Genomic DNA, 16,203 nt, shown 5'->3' on the forward strand with positions numbered 1-16,203 from the left:
AAACAACCAAAACGGAGAAAAAATGGCATGAAGGAGCAGGAAGGCGAACACTGATAAAACTATTAGTTATGTCAAATAACTCCAAGTTATTTAAAAAAAACATATATAACCAAGTACGATTACGCTAATAGAGAATCATCACAGTCAGCCACGGAGTAGACCGAATGAAAAGCTGGATAAAAATAACATTCACCGTTATAGCATTAACGATAGCAGCCAGCCAAACGGCCATGGCAGCGACAGACGTGAAAGTCGGGATGTCCGGGCGCTATTTTCCTTTCACCTTTGTAGAAAAAGATAAGCTGCAAGGTTTTGAAGTCGATCTGTGGAATGAAATCAGCAAACGTAACGACTATAACGTTGAATTTGTAACAGCCAGCTTCTCTGGTTTGTTTGGACTACTAGAAACCGGTCGTATCGATACTATTTCAAACCAAATTACAATCACCCCTGAGCGTCAGGCTAAATACTTATTTGCACAGCCTTATGTTATTGACGGTGCCCAGCTGGTGGTACGCAAAGATAATACCGACATCAGCAGCATTGCCGATCTGGCAGGCAAAACGGTCGGCGTGAACTTAGGTTCAAACTATGAACAGTTGCTGCGTGAGCTGGATAAAGACGGAACAATCAACATCAAAACCTACGACACGGGTATTGAGCATGATGTTGCGCTGGGACGTACCGATGCCTTTGTCATGGATCGCCTCTCTTCAGTCGAATTGATCAAAAAAGCAAACCTACCACTTCAACTTGCCGGTACGCCGTTTGAGACGATCGAAAACGCCTGGCCTTTTGTCAAAGGTGAAAAAGGTGAAACACTCCGTAACGAAGTGAACAACGCTCTGACCGCAATGCGGGAAGACGGAACGTTGACAGAGATATCAATCAAATGGTTTGATGCGGATATCACCAAGTAACGGATATACTCTAAGTAAATGCTCACACGTTAGTAAGCATTTACCAATATTGACAAAGACTCACCACTTGGTGAGTTTTTGTGTCTCTGCAACGATAACAAACGGAATAAGCATCCATTATGGGTTTCGATTTTAACTATATGCTATCCCTGGTGCCGATCTTACTGAAATATCTAGGTACCACGCTCGCCATGGCGGCATGGGGATTAGTCTTTGCACTGGTAATCGCCGTCGGCCTGGCTCTGATCCGGGTTTATAAAGTCCCGGTACTCGATCAGCTCAGTCAGCTTTACATCAGTTTCTTTCGCGGAACCCCCTTGCTGGTTCAGCTTTTTTTGCTGTATTACGGCCTGCCACAGGTCTTTCCGGTCTTTGTTGGCCTTGATGCCTTCAGTGCTGCGGTGATCGGCCTGAGCCTCCATTTTGCCGCATATAAAGCAGAAAGTATTCGCGCAGCCATTACTGGTGTCGATCGCAGTCAAATGGAAGCCAGCCTATCGATAGGCATGACGGAAATGCAGACGATGCGACGGATAATTTTGCCTCAGGCAACCCGGATCGCCTTACCGTCACTGATGAACTATTTCATCGACATGATTAAATCGACCTCGCTGGCTTTCACCCTGGGCGTAACCGAAATTATGGCCAGGGCACAAATGGAAGCCTCTTCCAGCTTTAAATTCTTTGAGGCTTTCCTGGCTGTTGCCCTGATTTACTGGGTAATGGTCGTGATATTGACTCGGGTACAGTACTGGGCAGAAGCCAAACTCAACAAGGCATATGTGCGATGATCAAAATAAGCAACCTCACCAAACGCTTTGGTGAAACCACCATTTTTTCCAATCTGAATTTAGAGATTAATAAAGGTGAGATTGTAGTGGTGATCGGCCCGTCAGGCACCGGAAAGTCCACTTTGCTTCGCTGTATTAATTTCCTTGAAACCGCCGAATTAGGTCACATCAAGATCGATGATGTCGCCGTCAATAGCCCGCAGGCAACAAAAGCGGACATTTTAGCACTGCGCCGTAAAACCGGCTTTGTATTCCAGAATTACGCGCTGTTTGCCCATTTAACCGCCAGGCAAAATATCGCAGAAGGGCTAATCACGGTTAAAGGCTGGAAAAAAGAGGAGGCTTATGCGCGATCCCAGCAAATTCTCGACGACATCGGCTTAGGCGACAGAGGCGATGCCTACCCGTCGGCCCTCTCGGGCGGTCAACAGCAGCGGATCGGTATTGGCCGGGCTATGGCCTTAGAAGCCGAACTGTTGTTATTTGATGAACCGACATCGGCTTTAGACCCGGAATGGGTCGGAGAAGTATTGACTCTGATGCAGAAGCTCGCAACCCGTCATCAGACCATGCTGGTGGTCACTCATGAGATGCAATTTGCCCGCGAAGTCGCCGATCGGGTGATCTTTATGGCCGATGGCGAGTTTGTCGAGCAGGGTAAACCGGAGCAGATCTTCACCCAGCCACACGATCCTCGATTAAAAAAATTCCTGAATCAAGTCGGGATCAGCGAAGGATCCTTGCGCTCTGGCTCACAAAAAGTATAATTCACCGCCCATGTCACGATATGGGCATAATTATTGACTCTTTAACGGTCAGTGATTACAATTCCGCCTCTTTGTTTGAGGTAGAGGGTGTTTTACATCCGACACTAAGTAACAAACTTAAAAACTGATCAGTTAATTTAAGGTAAAACCATGAAACGCACTTTTCAACCTTCAGTTCTAAAGCGCAAGCGTAACCACGGCTTCCGTGCACGCATGGCAACTAAGAACGGTCGCGCAACAATCAATGCACGTCGTGCAAAAGGCCGTAAGCGTCTTTCTAAGTAATCTCTGATTATTTTGAATAAGCTAGCCTTCTCTCGGGAGTTACGTTTGTTAACTCCCGAACATTATAAAAACGTCTTCCAGCAAGCTCACCGTGCTGGCTCTCCTCATTTAACTATTCTTGCTCGTCCAAACGATCTCAATCACCCTCGTCTCGGTCTGGCTGTTCCCAAGAAACAGATCAAAACTGCTGTCGGCAGAAACCAATTCAAACGCATCGTGCGCGAAAGTTTCCGTCTTAGGCAACATGATCTGCCAGCCAAAGATTTTGTGGTGATAGCCAAGAAAAGTGCCAGTGAGCTGAGCAACGAAGAGCTATTTAAGTTGTTAGATAAATTATGGCATCGCCTGTCTCGCCCTTCGCGTGGCTAGTCATACGACTGGTCCGCCTTTACCAACTGACAATAAGTCCACTCATTGGACCACGCTGTCGATTTACCCCTACATGTTCTCAGTACGCAATTGAAGCAATAAAAGCGCATGGAGCGATAAAAGGTGGTTGGTTCGCGGCGAAACGTCTATTAAGATGTCATCCTTTAAACAACGGTGGTTACGACCCCGTTCCGCCAACCAAGCATAACGACAGAGATCATTAACGATGGATTCCCAACGCAATATTCTGTTAATTGCCCTACTGTTTGTCTCATTCCTGCTGTTCCAGCAGTGGAATATGGACAATAGCCCGCAGCCACAAGGCCAGGGTGTAGAGCAACAAGTTAACAATAGTGGTGATGTCCCTTCACACTCAGGTGATGGCCAGCCAATTCCGGAGCAAAACAGCTCCAACGACCTAATCACTATCAATACAGATGTACTGGCTCTTACTGTCGATACGCTTGGTGGTGATGTCATCGAAGCAAAACTACTGGCTTACGCTGACGAACTTGATTCCGACCAGCCTTTCGTACTGCTGCAAAACGAGCCGGGTCACAGCTATATTGCCCAATCAGGCCTGATCGGGGCCAATGGTATTGATACCACAGCGGGTCGTGCTCAGCTGGCGGTCGAGGCAAAAGAATTCAATCTGGCTGATGGCCAGGACGAACTTCGTGTACCAATGACCTATGTTAAAAATGGCATTACCTACACCAAGACATTCGTGCTAACGCGTAACAACTACGCTGTCGACGTTGAATACACCATCAATAACCAGTCAGATGCCACAGCAAGTGTCCAGATGTACGCTCAGCTGAAGCAAAACCTGATGGATGACGGTGGCAGCCTGACCATGCCGACCTACCGCGGTGGCGCCTATTCAACAGACGATACCAACTACAAAAAATACAGCTTCGATGACATGCAGGATAAAAACCTGAACATGACAACGGCGAATGGCTGGGCAGCCATGCTGCAACACTACTTTGTATCGGCGTGGATCCCACGTTCAGAAGAAGCATCGAACCTGTTCACCCGCACCAGCAATGGCCAGGGCTATATCGGTGTCCGTCTGCCAACAACGACGATTGCTGCCGGTAGTGAGCAAACCCTGAAATCCACACTCTGGGTTGGTCCGAAACTGCAAAAAGAAATGGAAGCAACGGCGGCTAATCTTAACCTGACCGTGGATTATGGCTGGTTATGGTTTATCGCAAGCCCGCTCCATAAACTGTTGTCCTTCATTCAGGGTATTGTCGGTAACTGGGGTATCGCGATCATGACCCTTACGTTTATCGTTCGTGGTGCGATGTACCCGCTGACCAAAGCACAGTACACCTCAATGGCAAAAATGCGCATGCTTCAGCCTAAGCTGGCAGCAATGCGTGAGCGTTTAGGCGACGACCGCCAGCGTATGAGCCAGGAGATGATGGAGCTGTACAAGAAAGAGAAAGTCAACCCTCTGGGTGGCTGTCTGCCGATTGTTCTGCAGATGCCTATTTTCATCGCCTTGTACTGGTCACTAATGGAATCGGTTGAACTGCGTCATTCACCGTTCTTCGGTTGGATCCATGATCTATCAGCACAAGACCCGTACTATATCTTGCCGATCCTGATGGGTGCGTCGATGTTCATGATCCAGAAGATGAGCCCGTCGACAGTCACCGATCCAATGCAACAGAAGATCATGACGTTCATGCCTGTCATGTTTACGTTCTTCTTCCTGTTCTTCCCGTCAGGTCTGGTTCTTTACTGGCTGGTATCGAACGTGGTTACCCTGATCCAGCAAACGCTGATTTATCGTTCACTGGAAAAGAAAGGTCTGCACAGTAAGTCATAGTTAGCCCTGTGACTCCACTCTGTGACCCAAAGGCGGCCTTCTGGCCGCCTTTTTAATGCCCGTGATAGTCAAAAATTGCTATTGCACCGCTTTTCCTTCTACGCTCTATAGACATTATCTCACGCCCCCCTATTCACTCCGATGGCAGCCTTGACTAAAATCTCGCTGAACTCTGCATATTGGGCTGGTTTGGGTATACAATTGCAGCGAATTTTTAAAGCTAAGCCAAAGTTATGATCGAACAGACTGATACCATTGTTGCTCAAGCCACACCGCCAGGCCGTGGTGGTGTAGGCATTATTCGCGTCTCGGGCCCGAAAGCGAGAGACGTCGCACTCGCGGTGGCCGGCCGTGAACTCAAAACCCGTTATGCAGAATACCTCCCTTTTAAAAATGAAGACGGCAGCGCACTGGATCAGGGCATTGCTTTATTCTTTCAAGGGCCAAACTCCTTTACCGGTGAAGATGTTCTGGAACTGCAAGGACATGGTGGACCGGTACTGATGGATATGATGATCCGTCGTATCCTCAAGCTGGACGGTATTCGTCCGGCTCGGCCGGGAGAATTCTCTGAGCGGGCATTCATGAACGATAAGCTTGACCTCGCTCAAGCAGAGGCGATTGCCGATCTGATTGATGCCAGTTCAGAGGAGGCGGCCAAAAGCGCCTTTAAATCGCTTCAGGGCGCGTTCTCGAGCAGAGTCAACGAGCTGGTGGAAGCACTGATCCACCTGCGTATTTTCGTTGAAGCCGCGATTGATTTTCCCGAAGAAGAAATAGACTTCTTATCAGACGGTAAGGTCAGTAATGACTTGAATGGCATTATGGCCACTCTGGAAGCCGTACGCCGCGAAGCTAATCAGGGGTCAATCATTCGAGAAGGAATGAAAGTCGTCATCGCCGGCCGCCCGAATGCCGGTAAATCCAGCCTGCTGAATGCGCTGTCAGGCAAAGAATCCGCCATTGTGACCGATATCGCCGGCACCACCCGCGACGTGCTGCGCGAACATATTCATATCGATGGTATGCCACTCCACATCATTGATACCGCGGGTCTGCGTGAAGCGTCGGATGAAGTGGAACGGATCGGGATTGAACGGGCCTGGGAAGAGATCCAGCAAGCGGACCGGGTCCTGTTTATGGTTGACGGTACCACCACTGATGCAACCGATCCTAAAGAAATCTGGCCTGACTTTATTGAACGCCTGCCAGACAGCATGGGACTAACCGTGATCCGCAATAAAGTGGAACTTACCGGTGAAAACGCTGGAATTTGCCATGTCAATAATCCCACCCTGGTTCGCCTGTCAGCCCTTACCGGAGAGGGGATCGATGAGTTGCGCGAACACTTGAAAGAGTGCATGGGCTTCGCAGGCACCACTGAAGGTGGCTTTATGGCCCGTCGCCGTCACCTTGAAGCGCTGGAACAGGCCGCTCAGCACCTTGAGATAGGTAAAAACCAGCTGGAAGGCTTTATGGCCGGTGAGATCCTGGCCGAAGAACTTCGCCTGGCTCAGCAACACTTAAGTGAGATCACCGGTGAATTTTCATCGGATGATCTTCTTGGCAGGATCTTTACTTCGTTCTGTATCGGCAAATAAAACGATCCGAATGCGATCGCACCCACAGGGCATTTCTTGTCCTGTGGATTATTCCCATCCTCCTTTTTATTCTCTGTGCCCCCTATATTTAGTTACTTTTATCTCCGTCATGAAGCAGTACAATCAAGGTCATTATTTCTGATACAGAGGACAGTATGAGCAACATTACCTTAATCACAGGCAGCACTTTAGGCGGTGCCGAATACGTTGCCGATCACTTGGCAGAACTGCTGGAGCAGGATGGCCACGCCACAGAAGTCATCTATAGGGCCGATTTAGCGGCTCTAACCACTGACACTATCTGGCTCATTGTCTGCTCAACCCATGGTGCCGGCGATTTGCCTGATAATATCCAGCCTTTTATCAAGCAACTAAGCGAGCAAAAACCCGATTTATCATCGCTGCAGTACGGGATTATTGGCTTAGGTGACAGCAGCTACGATACGTTCTGCGCGGCAGGTAAAACCATCGACAAACAGCTTCAATCACTCGGTGCAACCCGGCTAGGAGAGCGTTTAGATATCGATGTTTCACAGCATGCGGTACCGGAAGACCCGGCTGAAAATTGGTTATTAAGCTGGAAAAACCACATTTGTGGATAACTTTAATCCCTTAATTACCCCATTTTAAGGCCAAATTTAAACTTTTCTCTGTGGATAACTATAGATCTAAACGGTGATCAAAGGGTAGTTATCCATTGAACAAGTTATTAAGCGCCAAGCGACTGTTGATAAGTGGCTTTTTTGATCCCAGCTAATCCTCACGATGATCCAAGCTGCTCCACAACAAATGATCCTCATTAACACCATGATCATAAGGATCATTTATGGCTTATCCACACGATCGTGCGATCCTAATAATAGATCTAACAGAAGATCTCTCTAAAAGATCTTATATATATTTAAAGACCCTCTTCTGGTTGATCAAATGATCGTCACTAAAGATTCTCTCTTGATCAGAAAAAGGATAGAATGATCGGCCTTTGCTCGTAGATAATTCACTGGCTGTTTGAATACCTGAGGTAGTTTCATGTTTTACCAGGAAAACTTTGATGTCATCGTAGTCGGTGGTGGTCATGCCGGTACTGAAGCCGCATTAGCCGCCGCACGGATGGGACAAAAAACCTTACTTTTGACACATAACATCGATACGTTGGGTCAAATGTCGTGTAACCCTGCGATTGGTGGGATCGGGAAAGGACACCTGGTTAAAGAAGTCGACGCCCTCGGCGGTTTGATGGCTAAAGCAATCGACAAAGGCGGGATCCAGTTCAGAACCCTGAACTCATCAAAAGGCCCTGCTGTTCGTGCCACCCGTGCCCAGGCAGATCGGGCGCTGTACAAAGCTGCCGTTCGTGATGTGTTAGAAAATCAGCCCAATTTAATGCTGTTTCAGCAAGCGGTTATCGACTTGATCGTTGAACATGATCGTGTCGTTGGCGTCGTAACGGAAATGGGACTGAAATTTCGTGCTAAAGCAGTCGTGCTGACGGTCGGTACCTTCCTGGGTGGCAAGATCCACATCGGGCTGGAGAATTACAACGGTGGTCGTGCTGGAGATCCACCGTCGATCGCACTGGCAAACCGTCTGCGCGAATTACCGTTCCGGATTGATCGGCTGAAGACCGGTACACCACCGCGTATTGACGCCCGTACGGTCGATTTCAGTCAGCTGCAGACTCAGCATGGGGATAATCCAACCCCGACATTCTCATTCATGGGTAAATCCTCGGATCATCCACGTCAGATCCCGTGTTTTATCACCCACACCAATGAAAAAACCCATGAAGTGATCCGTAATAACCTCGACCGCAGTCCGATGTATTCCGGCGTGATTGAGGGGATCGGTCCGCGTTACTGTCCGTCGATAGAAGACAAGGTGATGCGCTTTGCAGATAAAAACAGCCATCAGATTTTCATCGAGCCAGAAGGCCTGACAACGCATGAACTGTATCCGAATGGTATTTCCACCAGCTTACCGTTCGATGTCCAAATGCAGATTGTCCGCTCGATGCAAGGTTTTGAAAATGCCCATATCGTGCGTCCGGGTTATGCAATTGAATATGATTTCTTTGATCCGCGCGATCTGAAACAGACGTTTGAAACCAAATTTATTCAAGGCTTGTTCTTTGCTGGTCAGATCAACGGTACTACCGGCTATGAAGAAGCGGCGGCTCAAGGTTTACTGGCGGGGATGAACGCTGCGCTGCAGGTCCAAGAAAAAGAGGGCTGGAGTCCTCGACGCGATCAGGCATATATGGGCGTATTGATTGATGATCTGTCGACCATGGGAACCAAAGAACCGTACCGGATGTTTACTTCCCGTGCCGAATACCGGTTGTTGCTCCGTGAAGATAATGCCGATATACGCCTCACCGAAGTGGGCCGTGAATTTGGTCTGGTTGATGATGCGCGCTGGGCCCGTTTCAACCAGAAAATGGAAAATATGGAGCAGGAGCGTCAGCGCCTGAAAGAAATTTGGATCAACCCGACATCCGATCAAGCCGAATCGCTGAATAAGATCCTTAAAACCCCGATCGTGCGTGAAGCCAGTGGTGAGGATCTCCTGCGTCGGCCGGAAGTGACTTATGAGCAATTGGTCACCATCGAAACATTTGCTCCGGCTCATGAAGACCGTCAGGCCAGTGAACAAGTTGAAATTCAGGTGAAATATCAGGGTTACATCGATCGCCAGAAAGATGAAGTTGAGAAATCCCTGCGCCACGAGAAAACGAAACTCCCCTTTGCTCTGGATTACGGCGTGGTGAAAGGCCTGTCAAATGAAGTGATTTCAAAACTCAATGATGCGAAACCAGAAACCATCGGGATGGCTTCCCGTATCTCTGGTATTACTCCGGCAGCCATTTCAATACTGCTGGTTTATCTGAAAAAACAAGGCATGCTGAAAAAAGGCGAATAGGAGTCACCAGTGAAACAACGTTTGGAACAACTAATCGCGCAAACTGAACTGCAAGTCACAGAACAACAAATTCAGCAACTTGTAGGTTATGTTGAACTGCTTCATAAATGGAATAAGGCGTATAATCTGACGTCCGTTCGTGATCCTCGCGATATGCTAGTGAAACATATCATGGATAGTATCGTCGTGAGTGCTTACCTTAAGGGCGATAATTTCATTGATGTCGGCACCGGTCCGGGGTTGCCAGGGATACCGCTGGCCATTATGTGTCCGGATAAAACGTTTACCCTGCTTGATAGCTTAGGTAAGCGTATCCGATTTATTCGCCAGGTGATCCATGAGCTGAAAATTGCCAATGTTACCCCCGTACAAAGCCGGGTTGAGGATTTTCAGCCGGAGCTGAAGTTTGATGGGGTGATCAGCCGGGCATTTGCATCAATGAACGATATGGTGTCATGGTGCCGCCATCTGCCTGCGGCAGATGGACATTTTCTGGCCTTAAAGGGTCAGTTCAGTCAACAGGAAGTGGCAGAATTACCGGAATGGTGTTCTGTGACTGAAGTCCAATCTTTGCAAGTCCCTGAGTTAGAAGGGGAGCGTCATTTAGTAACCTTGACGGCAAAGGATTAATTGATGAGGTTTTTTCGTGGGAAAAGTCATAGCTGTAGCCAATCAGAAAGGAGGCGTGGGTAAAACCACCACTTGCGTCAATTTAGCCGCATCGTTGGCGGCGACGCAGAGAAAAGTCTTAGTCATAGACTTAGATCCGCAAGGTAACGCCACCATGGCCAGTGGTGTCGATAAATATCAGGTGGATGCTACGGCATATGAACTTCTGGTCGAAGAAACCCCGTTTAACGACGTTGTGATCACAGACACCACTGGCGGCTACCATCTTATTGCCGCCAATGGTGACGTTACTGCTGCTGAAATTAAGCTGATGGAGGTGTTTGCCCGCGAGGTACGCTTACGCAATGCGTTAGAGCTGGTTCGTGATAACTATGATTTCATCTTTATCGATTGTCCTCCGGCATTAAACCTACTTACAATTAACGCCATGACAGCAGCAAATTCTGTGCTTGTCCCTATGCAGTGTGAATATTTTGCTCTGGAAGGCTTAACGGCATTGATGGATACCATCAGTAAGCTGACCGCGGTGGTGAATGCCGATCTCAAAATTGAAGGTCTGCTCCGTACGATGTTTGATCCTCGTAACCGACTGGCGAATGAAGTCTCTCAGCAGCTTAAAAAGCACTTTGGTGAAAAAGTATATCGCACCGTGATCCCTCGCAATGTCCGTTTGGCCGAGGCGCCAAGCCATGGCCGTCCTGCCATGTATTACGATAAATATTCGAGTGGCGCTAAGGCTTACCTTGCTCTGGCCGGTGAAATGATCCGCCGTGAAGAGATGGAACGTAACGCCGACACCGTGAATGCATAAGGGTTGAACATGAATATAAGTAAGCGGGGCCTGGGTAAGGGCCTTGATGCGCTGCTGGCAACCAGTTCGGTTGCACAGGCTAAACAACAAAATGCCGAAAAAGCACAATCCCTGTCGGCAGATGGCACGCTTAAGGATTTGCCAATCCACCTGCTTCAGCCTGGTCAGTATCAGCCTCGAAAAGATATGTCTGATCAAGCGCTTTCGGAATTAAGTGATTCGATCCGCGCGCAAGGTGTGATTCAGCCGATCGTGGTGCGCGAAGTCGCGCAGCAACAATATGAAATCATTGCCGGCGAGCGCCGCTGGCGCGCTTCTCGTCAAGCTGGCCTTCAGAAAGTCCCTTGTATTATTAAGGTTGTTGACGATCGTGCTGCGGTGGCGATTGCATTAATTGAGAATATTCAGCGTGAAGATCTCAATGCGATTGAGGAAGCACAAGCTTTGGAGCGGCTGCAAAATGAATTTTCGCTAACGCACCAGCAAGTCGCGGAAGCGGTCGGTAAATCCCGTACGACTGTGTCGAATTTACTCCGCCTGAACCAGCTTGAAGCTGCGGTTAAGCGAATGGTGGAAAAACATCAGCTGGAAATGGGACACGCTCGTGCTTTGCTCGCATTGGACGCCACCCTTCAGGTAGAAACGGCCCAAACGGTTGTTAATAAGTTGCTGACTGTTCGTGATACCGAAAAGTTGGTAAAAAAAATGCTGGCTCCTGCCGCTGAACCAAAAGGCGTAATGGTCGATCCTAAGGTCGAGGCGCTAGAAAATACCCTGAGTGAGCAGTTAGGCACCCAGGTGGCGATTAATCAACAGAAAAATGGCAAAGGAAAGATTATTATCAACTTTGACCAGTCGCACAAGTTACAGCAAATCCTTGCAATTTTCGGCCAGGAATTGTGACCTTAAACGTGTGGATTTTGTTGCAAAATTTACAATCACGTGATCAGGTTATAGTGTTGTAAAATCTTACACATTTATTTGCGGCGATTAGATTGCATTCAATCTAATGAGCCGTATAATTTTCGCAGTTTTCCCAGCACAACAATCGTGTGGTGGAATGGACTCGAGGAACGAATACATGGTATCGGCGCTAGTAAGACCGGGACGCCAATTGGCAAAGCGGTTGCTGTTACTTCAATCTGGCGCCGTGTTAACAACGGCATTAATGGCAGTGTTTGCTGTCAGTGTTGACTGGGGAATCTCGGCATTAATCGGTGGCGGCATCTTTGTGATAGCCAATGCCGTCTTTGCCATGTGTGCTTTTCTCTTTAGTGGTGCCCGCAAGGCGCGACTGGTGATGGCATCATTTTATGGTGGAGAGGTGCTTAAAATCCTCATAACAGTCATCCTGTTTGTCATTGTTTACCTGTATATAGAGGTGGAACTTGTTCCCCTCAAACTGACCTATTTGCTGGCTCTCGGTATTAATATCTTTGGGCCGGTTTTATTCATTAACAACAACAAATAGGATGAGTTATGAGTGCGCCAGGTGAAGCGCTAACGCCGTCAAGCTACATTACTCACCACCTGACAAATTTGACAGTGGGTGATGGTGGCTTCTGGACGGTACATATCGATAGCTTGTTTTTCTCTGTAGTGACTGGTCTTGCCTTTTTATGGGTATTCCATTCCGTAGCGAAAAAGGCGACATCAGGGGTTCCAAGTAAGTTACAGTGCTTTGCGGAAATTATGGTTGAATTCGTTGATAACAGCGTTAAAGAAACCTTTCATGGCCGCAACCCGCTGATAGCTCCGTTGGCACTGACTATTTTCTGTTGGATTTTGCTGATGAACATCATGGACTTAGTGCCCATTGATTTTATTCCGTATGCCGCAGAACATGGTCTGGGTATTCCTTATCTTAAGGTAGTACCGACAGCTGATGTTAACATCACCATGGCAATGGCACTGGGTGTATTTGCTTTGATGATCTATTACAGCATCAAAGTGAAAGGCCTTGGTGGTTTTGCTAAAGAACTGGCTTTGCACCCGTTCAATCACCCGATCATGATCCCGTTTAACCTGCTTCTTGAAGTGGTATCGCTACTTGCGAAGCCTATTTCACTGGGTATGCGTCTGTTCGGTAATATGTTCGCCGGTGAGGTGGTGTTTATTCTAATCGCGGCACTCATGCCGTGGTGGGCACAATGGCTAGGTTCAGTACCGTGGGCAATTTTCCACATTCTGATCATTACGATTCAAGCATTTGTGTTTATGATGTTGACTATTGTGTACCTGTCTCAGGCACATGAAGACAATCATTAACGATTATTCGTAAAATATTTTTTCAATTTTTACTGGCACTTTAGCCGACAACTATAAACTGGAGATAGTGATGGAAACTTTACTAAGCTTTTCTGCAATTGCCGTGGGCATCATTGTAGGTCTTGCTTCCCTTGGTACAGCGATCGGCTTCGCACTTCTTGGCGGTAAATTCCTTGAATCTGCGGCTCGCCAGCCTGAAATGGCACCAATGCTACAAGTTAAGATGTTCATCATTGCTGGTCTGCTTGATGCGGTTCCAATGATCGGTATCGTAATCGCACTACTATTCACATTTGCAAACCCATTTGTTGGTCAACTAGCGGGTTAATCCCCCCTGGCAGCTTTAATAAACAATAGCAAATGGACCCATAGCAACCCTTTTTAAGGAGATGCGTTGTGAATATGAATGCAACTTTGCTGGGTCAGGCGATCGCTTTTTTCTTATTCGTGATGTTCTGCATGAAATATGTATGGCCACCATTGATGGAAGCGATTGAAGAACGTCAGGCTAAAATTGCCGACGGTTTGGCAGCTGCAGATCGCGCTGCCAAAGACCTGAACCTGGCTCAAGCTAATGCTTCTGATCAATTGAAAGAAGCAAAACACGCTGCGAGCGAGCTCATTGAGCAAGCCAACAAGCGTAAAGCTCAGATCGTTGATGAAGCAAAAGCGGAAGCTCAGGCTGAACGTGAGAAAATTCTTGCGCAAGGTCTTGCGGAAATTGAATCAGAGCGCAATCGTGCTCGTGATGAGTTAAGAAAACAAGTTGCAACTCTAGCTGTGATTGGTGCTGAGAAAATCCTTGAGCGTACGATTGATAAAGACGCTCATGCAGATCTTCTTAACAAAGTCACTGCAGAACTGTAATTAAAGGGGCAAGCACATGTCGGATATGACTACCATCGCACGCCCCTATGCTAAAGCAGCATTTGATTTTGCGGTTGAGAATGGTGAGCTAGCCCAGTGGGCGGAAATGCTGACCTTTGCAAGTGAAGTAGCAAAAAATGAAACTATGCAAGAGGTTTTGCACAGTGGTTTTTCTGCTGACAAGCTCACTGAAATATTTGTTTCTGTGTGTGGCGAGCAACTCAACGAGTTCGGTCTGAACTTATTGAAAGTGATGGCTGAAAATGGACGCCTTGCAGCGCTCCCTGATGTCAGTGACGAGTTCTTGTTCCTGAAAAACGAACATGAAAAAACTATCGAAGCCAGCGTGATTTCTGCGGTGACTTTAGATGATAGTCAACTTGCCGCGATCAGAGAGAAGCTAGAATTGCGTCTTGAACGTAAAGTTAAGCTGAATTGCAGTGTAGACGAGACCCTGATTGCTGGGGTTGTAATTAGAGCTGGAGACCTGGTAATCGATAACTCAGTACGCGGTAAATTAACCCGTCTGAGCGATACTTTGCAGTCTTGATTTGGGGAATTGGAGCATGCAACTTAATTCCACGGAAATTAGCGCACTGATCAAACAACGTATTGAAAAATTCAACGTTGTAAGTGAAGCACGCAATGAAGGTACTATCGTTTCTGTAAGCGACGGTATTATTCGTATCCATGGCCTTGCTGACGTAATGCAAGGTGAAATGATTGAACTACCTGGTGGCTGTTTTGCACTGGCACTTAACCTTGAGCGTGACTCGGTTGGTGCGGTTGTAATGGGGCCATATGCCAACCTTCAGGAAGGCATGAAAGTTACGGGTACTGGCCGTATTCTTGAGGTACCAGTAGGCCCTGCGTTACTTGGCCGTGTTGTGAACACGCTAGGTGAGCCTATTGATGGTAAAGGTCCAATCGAAACCGAGAGCTTCTCTCCGGTTGAAGTGATTGCGCCGGGCGTTATCGAGCGTAAATCAGTCGATCAGCCTGTGCAAACTGGCTACAAATCGGTTGATGCGATGATTCCAATCGGCCGTGGCCAGCGTGAGCTGATCATCGGTGATCGCCAGACTGGTAAAACAGCGATGGCTATCGATGCAATCATCAACCAGAAAAGTTCTGGTATTTATTCTGTTTATGTCGCTATCGGTCAGAAAGCGTCAACGATTGCCAACGTTGTTCGTAAGCTGGAAGAACACGGTGCACTGGAAAACACCATTGTTGTTGTGGCATCCGCGTCTGAAGCGGCGGCACTGCAATACCTTGCGCCATACTCTGGCTGTGCAATGGGTGAATATTTCCGCGACCGCGGTGAAGATGCGCTGATCATTTACGATGACCTGTCTAAGCAAGCTGTGGCTTACCGCCAGATCTCGCTACTGCTTAAGCGTCCACCTGGTCGTGAAGCATTCCCTGGTGATGTTTTCTACTTGCACTCTCGCCTTCTTGAGCGTGCTTCTCGTGTAAGCGAGAACTACGTAGAAAAATTCACGAATGGTGCAGTGAAAGGTAAGACCGGCTCCCTGACAGCGCTTCCAATTATCGAAACGCAGGCTGGTGACGTATCGGCATTCGTACCGACTAACGTAATCTCCATCACCGATGGTCAGATCTTCCTGCAGACAGAGCTATTCAACGCCGGTATTCGTCCTGCTGTTGACCCTGGTATTTCTGTATCGCGTGTTGGTGGTGCTGCTCAAACTAAGATCATCAAGAAACTGTCTGGTGGTATTCGTACCGCGCTTGCACAGTACCGTGAACTAGCGGCTTTCGCACAGTTCTCATCTGACCTTGATGAAGCGACCAAGAAACAGCTTGATCATGGCCAGAAAGTGACAGAACTGATGAAGCAGAAGCAGTATGCACCAATGTCTGTGTTTGAGCAGGCCGTGGTGATTTTTGCTGCTGAACGAGGCTATTTGATTGACGTTGAGCTATCGAAGCTTGCTGATTTCGAAGCATCGTTGCTTTCATATGCCAAAGGTCAATTTGCTGAGCTAGTATCTCAGATTGATGAAACGGGTGCGTGGAACGATGAAATTGAAGCTCAGTTTGTAAAACTGGTTGACGATTTTAAAGCGACCCAGACTTGGTAATTGGTTGGTGATCGCTTGCGATCA

At 47.8% G+C, this 16,203-nt stretch carries 19 protein-coding genes; all 19 read left to right on the forward strand.

Translation table 11 applies throughout. The features are described from left to right. Window positions 1-164 precede the first annotated feature (164 nt). The 19 genes from AC2204_RS18255 to atpA all read left to right on the forward strand — a co-directional run bounded on the left by AC2204_RS18255 (window position 165) and on the right by atpA (window position 16,179). A complete protein-coding gene (locus AC2204_RS18255) occupies window positions 165-920 on the forward strand; it encodes an amino acid ABC transporter substrate-binding protein (RefSeq protein WP_318927181.1) in 756 nt (251 codons plus the stop codon). Window positions 921-1,039: 119 nt separating this feature from the next. Beyond that, window positions 1,040-1,711 (forward strand): amino acid ABC transporter permease, encoded by a 672-nt coding sequence (locus tag AC2204_RS18260; RefSeq protein WP_318927182.1) that lies wholly within the window; start codon window positions 1,040-1,042, stop codon window positions 1,709-1,711. Beyond that, entirely contained in the window at window positions 1,708-2,478 is a 771-nt protein-coding gene (locus tag AC2204_RS18265; protein WP_318927184.1) for an amino acid ABC transporter ATP-binding protein, read from the forward strand. The genes AC2204_RS18260 and AC2204_RS18265 overlap by 4 nt, the downstream gene beginning before the upstream one ends. Window positions 2,479-2,628: 150 nt before the next feature. Next, window positions 2,629-2,763 (forward strand): 50S ribosomal protein L34, encoded by a 135-nt coding sequence (gene rpmH / locus AC2204_RS18270; RefSeq protein WP_045037224.1) that lies wholly within the window; start codon window positions 2,629-2,631, stop codon window positions 2,761-2,763. 12 nt (window positions 2,764-2,775) lie between these two features. Next, window positions 2,776-3,132, forward strand: coding sequence for a ribonuclease P protein component (rnpA, locus tag AC2204_RS18275; protein WP_318927186.1), 357 nt, complete (start codon window positions 2,776-2,778; stop codon window positions 3,130-3,132). Continuing rightward, window positions 3,099-3,356, forward strand: a complete 258-nt coding sequence (gene yidD, locus AC2204_RS18280; RefSeq protein ID WP_318927187.1) for a membrane protein insertion efficiency factor YidD — start codon at window positions 3,099-3,101, stop codon at window positions 3,354-3,356. The genes rnpA and yidD overlap by 34 nt, the downstream gene beginning before the upstream one ends. Before the next feature lie 2 nt (window positions 3,357-3,358). Further along, entirely contained in the window at window positions 3,359-4,975 is a 1,617-nt protein-coding gene (gene yidC / locus AC2204_RS18285) for a membrane protein insertase YidC (RefSeq protein WP_318927189.1), read from the forward strand. Between the two features lie 233 nt (window positions 4,976-5,208). Continuing rightward, window positions 5,209-6,576: a tRNA uridine-5-carboxymethylaminomethyl(34) synthesis GTPase MnmE gene (mnmE, locus tag AC2204_RS18290; protein WP_318927191.1), complete on the forward strand. Its 1,368-nt coding sequence runs from the start codon at window positions 5,209-5,211 to the stop codon at window positions 6,574-6,576. A gap of 155 nt (window positions 6,577-6,731) precedes the next feature. Further along, window positions 6,732-7,178, forward strand: a complete 447-nt coding sequence (mioC, locus tag AC2204_RS18295) for an FMN-binding protein MioC (RefSeq protein WP_318927193.1) — start codon at window positions 6,732-6,734, stop codon at window positions 7,176-7,178. A gap of 427 nt (window positions 7,179-7,605) precedes the next feature. Further along, entirely contained in the window at window positions 7,606-9,495 is a 1,890-nt protein-coding gene (gene mnmG, locus AC2204_RS18300) for a tRNA uridine-5-carboxymethylaminomethyl(34) synthesis enzyme MnmG (RefSeq protein ID WP_318927194.1), read from the forward strand. A gap of 9 nt (window positions 9,496-9,504) precedes the next feature. Further along, window positions 9,505-10,125 carry a 16S rRNA (guanine(527)-N(7))-methyltransferase RsmG gene (rsmG, locus tag AC2204_RS18305; RefSeq protein ID WP_318927195.1) on the forward strand — a complete coding sequence of 207 codons (621 nt, stop codon included), beginning with the start codon at window positions 9,505-9,507 and terminating at the stop codon, window positions 10,123-10,125. Window positions 10,126-10,141: 16 nt separating this feature from the next. Beyond that, complete coding sequence (locus tag AC2204_RS18310; protein WP_318927196.1) at window positions 10,142-10,936, forward strand: ParA family protein; 795 nt, start codon at window positions 10,142-10,144, stop codon at window positions 10,934-10,936. Window positions 10,937-10,951: 15 nt separating this feature from the next. Then, on the forward strand, window positions 10,952-11,839 hold the full coding sequence (locus AC2204_RS18315) for a ParB/RepB/Spo0J family partition protein (RefSeq protein ID WP_318927269.1): 888 nt from the start codon (window positions 10,952-10,954) through the stop codon (window positions 11,837-11,839). Between the two features lie 178 nt (window positions 11,840-12,017). After that, complete coding sequence (locus AC2204_RS18320) at window positions 12,018-12,407, forward strand: F0F1 ATP synthase subunit I (RefSeq protein ID WP_318927197.1); 390 nt, start codon at window positions 12,018-12,020, stop codon at window positions 12,405-12,407. A gap of 8 nt (window positions 12,408-12,415) precedes the next feature. Continuing rightward, complete coding sequence (gene atpB / locus AC2204_RS18325) at window positions 12,416-13,204, forward strand: F0F1 ATP synthase subunit A (RefSeq protein WP_318927198.1); 789 nt, start codon at window positions 12,416-12,418, stop codon at window positions 13,202-13,204. Between the two features lie 70 nt (window positions 13,205-13,274). Next, window positions 13,275-13,532, forward strand: a complete 258-nt coding sequence (gene atpE / locus AC2204_RS18330; protein WP_107285083.1) for a F0F1 ATP synthase subunit C — start codon at window positions 13,275-13,277, stop codon at window positions 13,530-13,532. Window positions 13,533-13,600: 68 nt separating this feature from the next. Then, window positions 13,601-14,071 carry a F0F1 ATP synthase subunit B gene (atpF, locus tag AC2204_RS18335; RefSeq protein ID WP_318927202.1) on the forward strand — a complete coding sequence of 157 codons (471 nt, stop codon included), beginning with the start codon at window positions 13,601-13,603 and terminating at the stop codon, window positions 14,069-14,071. 16 nt (window positions 14,072-14,087) lie between these two features. Further along, window positions 14,088-14,621 carry a F0F1 ATP synthase subunit delta gene (gene atpH / locus AC2204_RS18340; RefSeq protein ID WP_318927204.1) on the forward strand — a complete coding sequence of 178 codons (534 nt, stop codon included), beginning with the start codon at window positions 14,088-14,090 and terminating at the stop codon, window positions 14,619-14,621. A gap of 16 nt (window positions 14,622-14,637) precedes the next feature. After that, window positions 14,638-16,179, forward strand: a complete 1,542-nt coding sequence (gene atpA / locus AC2204_RS18345; RefSeq protein WP_318927206.1) for a F0F1 ATP synthase subunit alpha — start codon at window positions 14,638-14,640, stop codon at window positions 16,177-16,179. Window positions 16,180-16,203 lie beyond the last annotated feature (24 nt).

It is taken from the genome of Photobacterium sp., assembly GCF_057456235.1.

Excerpts from the sequence above, each read along its gene's own strand:
- mnmG (WP_318927194.1), top strand. The coding sequence starts at position 7,606 with ATGTTTTACCAGGAAAACTTTGATGTCATCGTAGTCGGTGGTGGTCAT.
- AC2204_RS18260 (WP_318927182.1), top strand. The coding sequence starts at position 1,040 with ATGGGTTTCGATTTTAACTATATGCTATCCCTGGTGCCGATCTTACTG.
- AC2204_RS18320 (WP_318927197.1), top strand. The coding sequence starts at position 12,018 with ATGGTATCGGCGCTAGTAAGACCGGGACGCCAATTGGCAAAGCGGTTG.
- yidC (WP_318927189.1), top strand. The coding sequence starts at position 3,359 with ATGGATTCCCAACGCAATATTCTGTTAATTGCCCTACTGTTTGTCTCA.
- atpH (WP_318927204.1), top strand. The coding sequence starts at position 14,088 with ATGTCGGATATGACTACCATCGCACGCCCCTATGCTAAAGCAGCATTT.
- yidD (WP_318927187.1), top strand. The coding sequence starts at position 3,099 with ATGGCATCGCCTGTCTCGCCCTTCGCGTGGCTAGTCATACGACTGGTC.
- atpB (WP_318927198.1), top strand. The coding sequence starts at position 12,416 with ATGAGTGCGCCAGGTGAAGCGCTAACGCCGTCAAGCTACATTACTCAC.
- mnmE (WP_318927191.1), top strand. The coding sequence starts at position 5,209 with ATGATCGAACAGACTGATACCATTGTTGCTCAAGCCACACCGCCAGGC.
- AC2204_RS18265 (WP_318927184.1), top strand. The coding sequence starts at position 1,708 with ATGATCAAAATAAGCAACCTCACCAAACGCTTTGGTGAAACCACCATT.
- AC2204_RS18255 (WP_318927181.1), top strand. The coding sequence starts at position 165 with ATGAAAAGCTGGATAAAAATAACATTCACCGTTATAGCATTAACGATA.
- mioC (WP_318927193.1), top strand. The coding sequence starts at position 6,732 with ATGAGCAACATTACCTTAATCACAGGCAGCACTTTAGGCGGTGCCGAA.
- atpE (WP_107285083.1), top strand. The coding sequence starts at position 13,275 with ATGGAAACTTTACTAAGCTTTTCTGCAATTGCCGTGGGCATCATTGTA.
- atpA (WP_318927206.1), top strand. The coding sequence starts at position 14,638 with ATGCAACTTAATTCCACGGAAATTAGCGCACTGATCAAACAACGTATT.
- rpmH (WP_045037224.1), top strand. The coding sequence starts at position 2,629 with ATGAAACGCACTTTTCAACCTTCAGTTCTAAAGCGCAAGCGTAACCAC.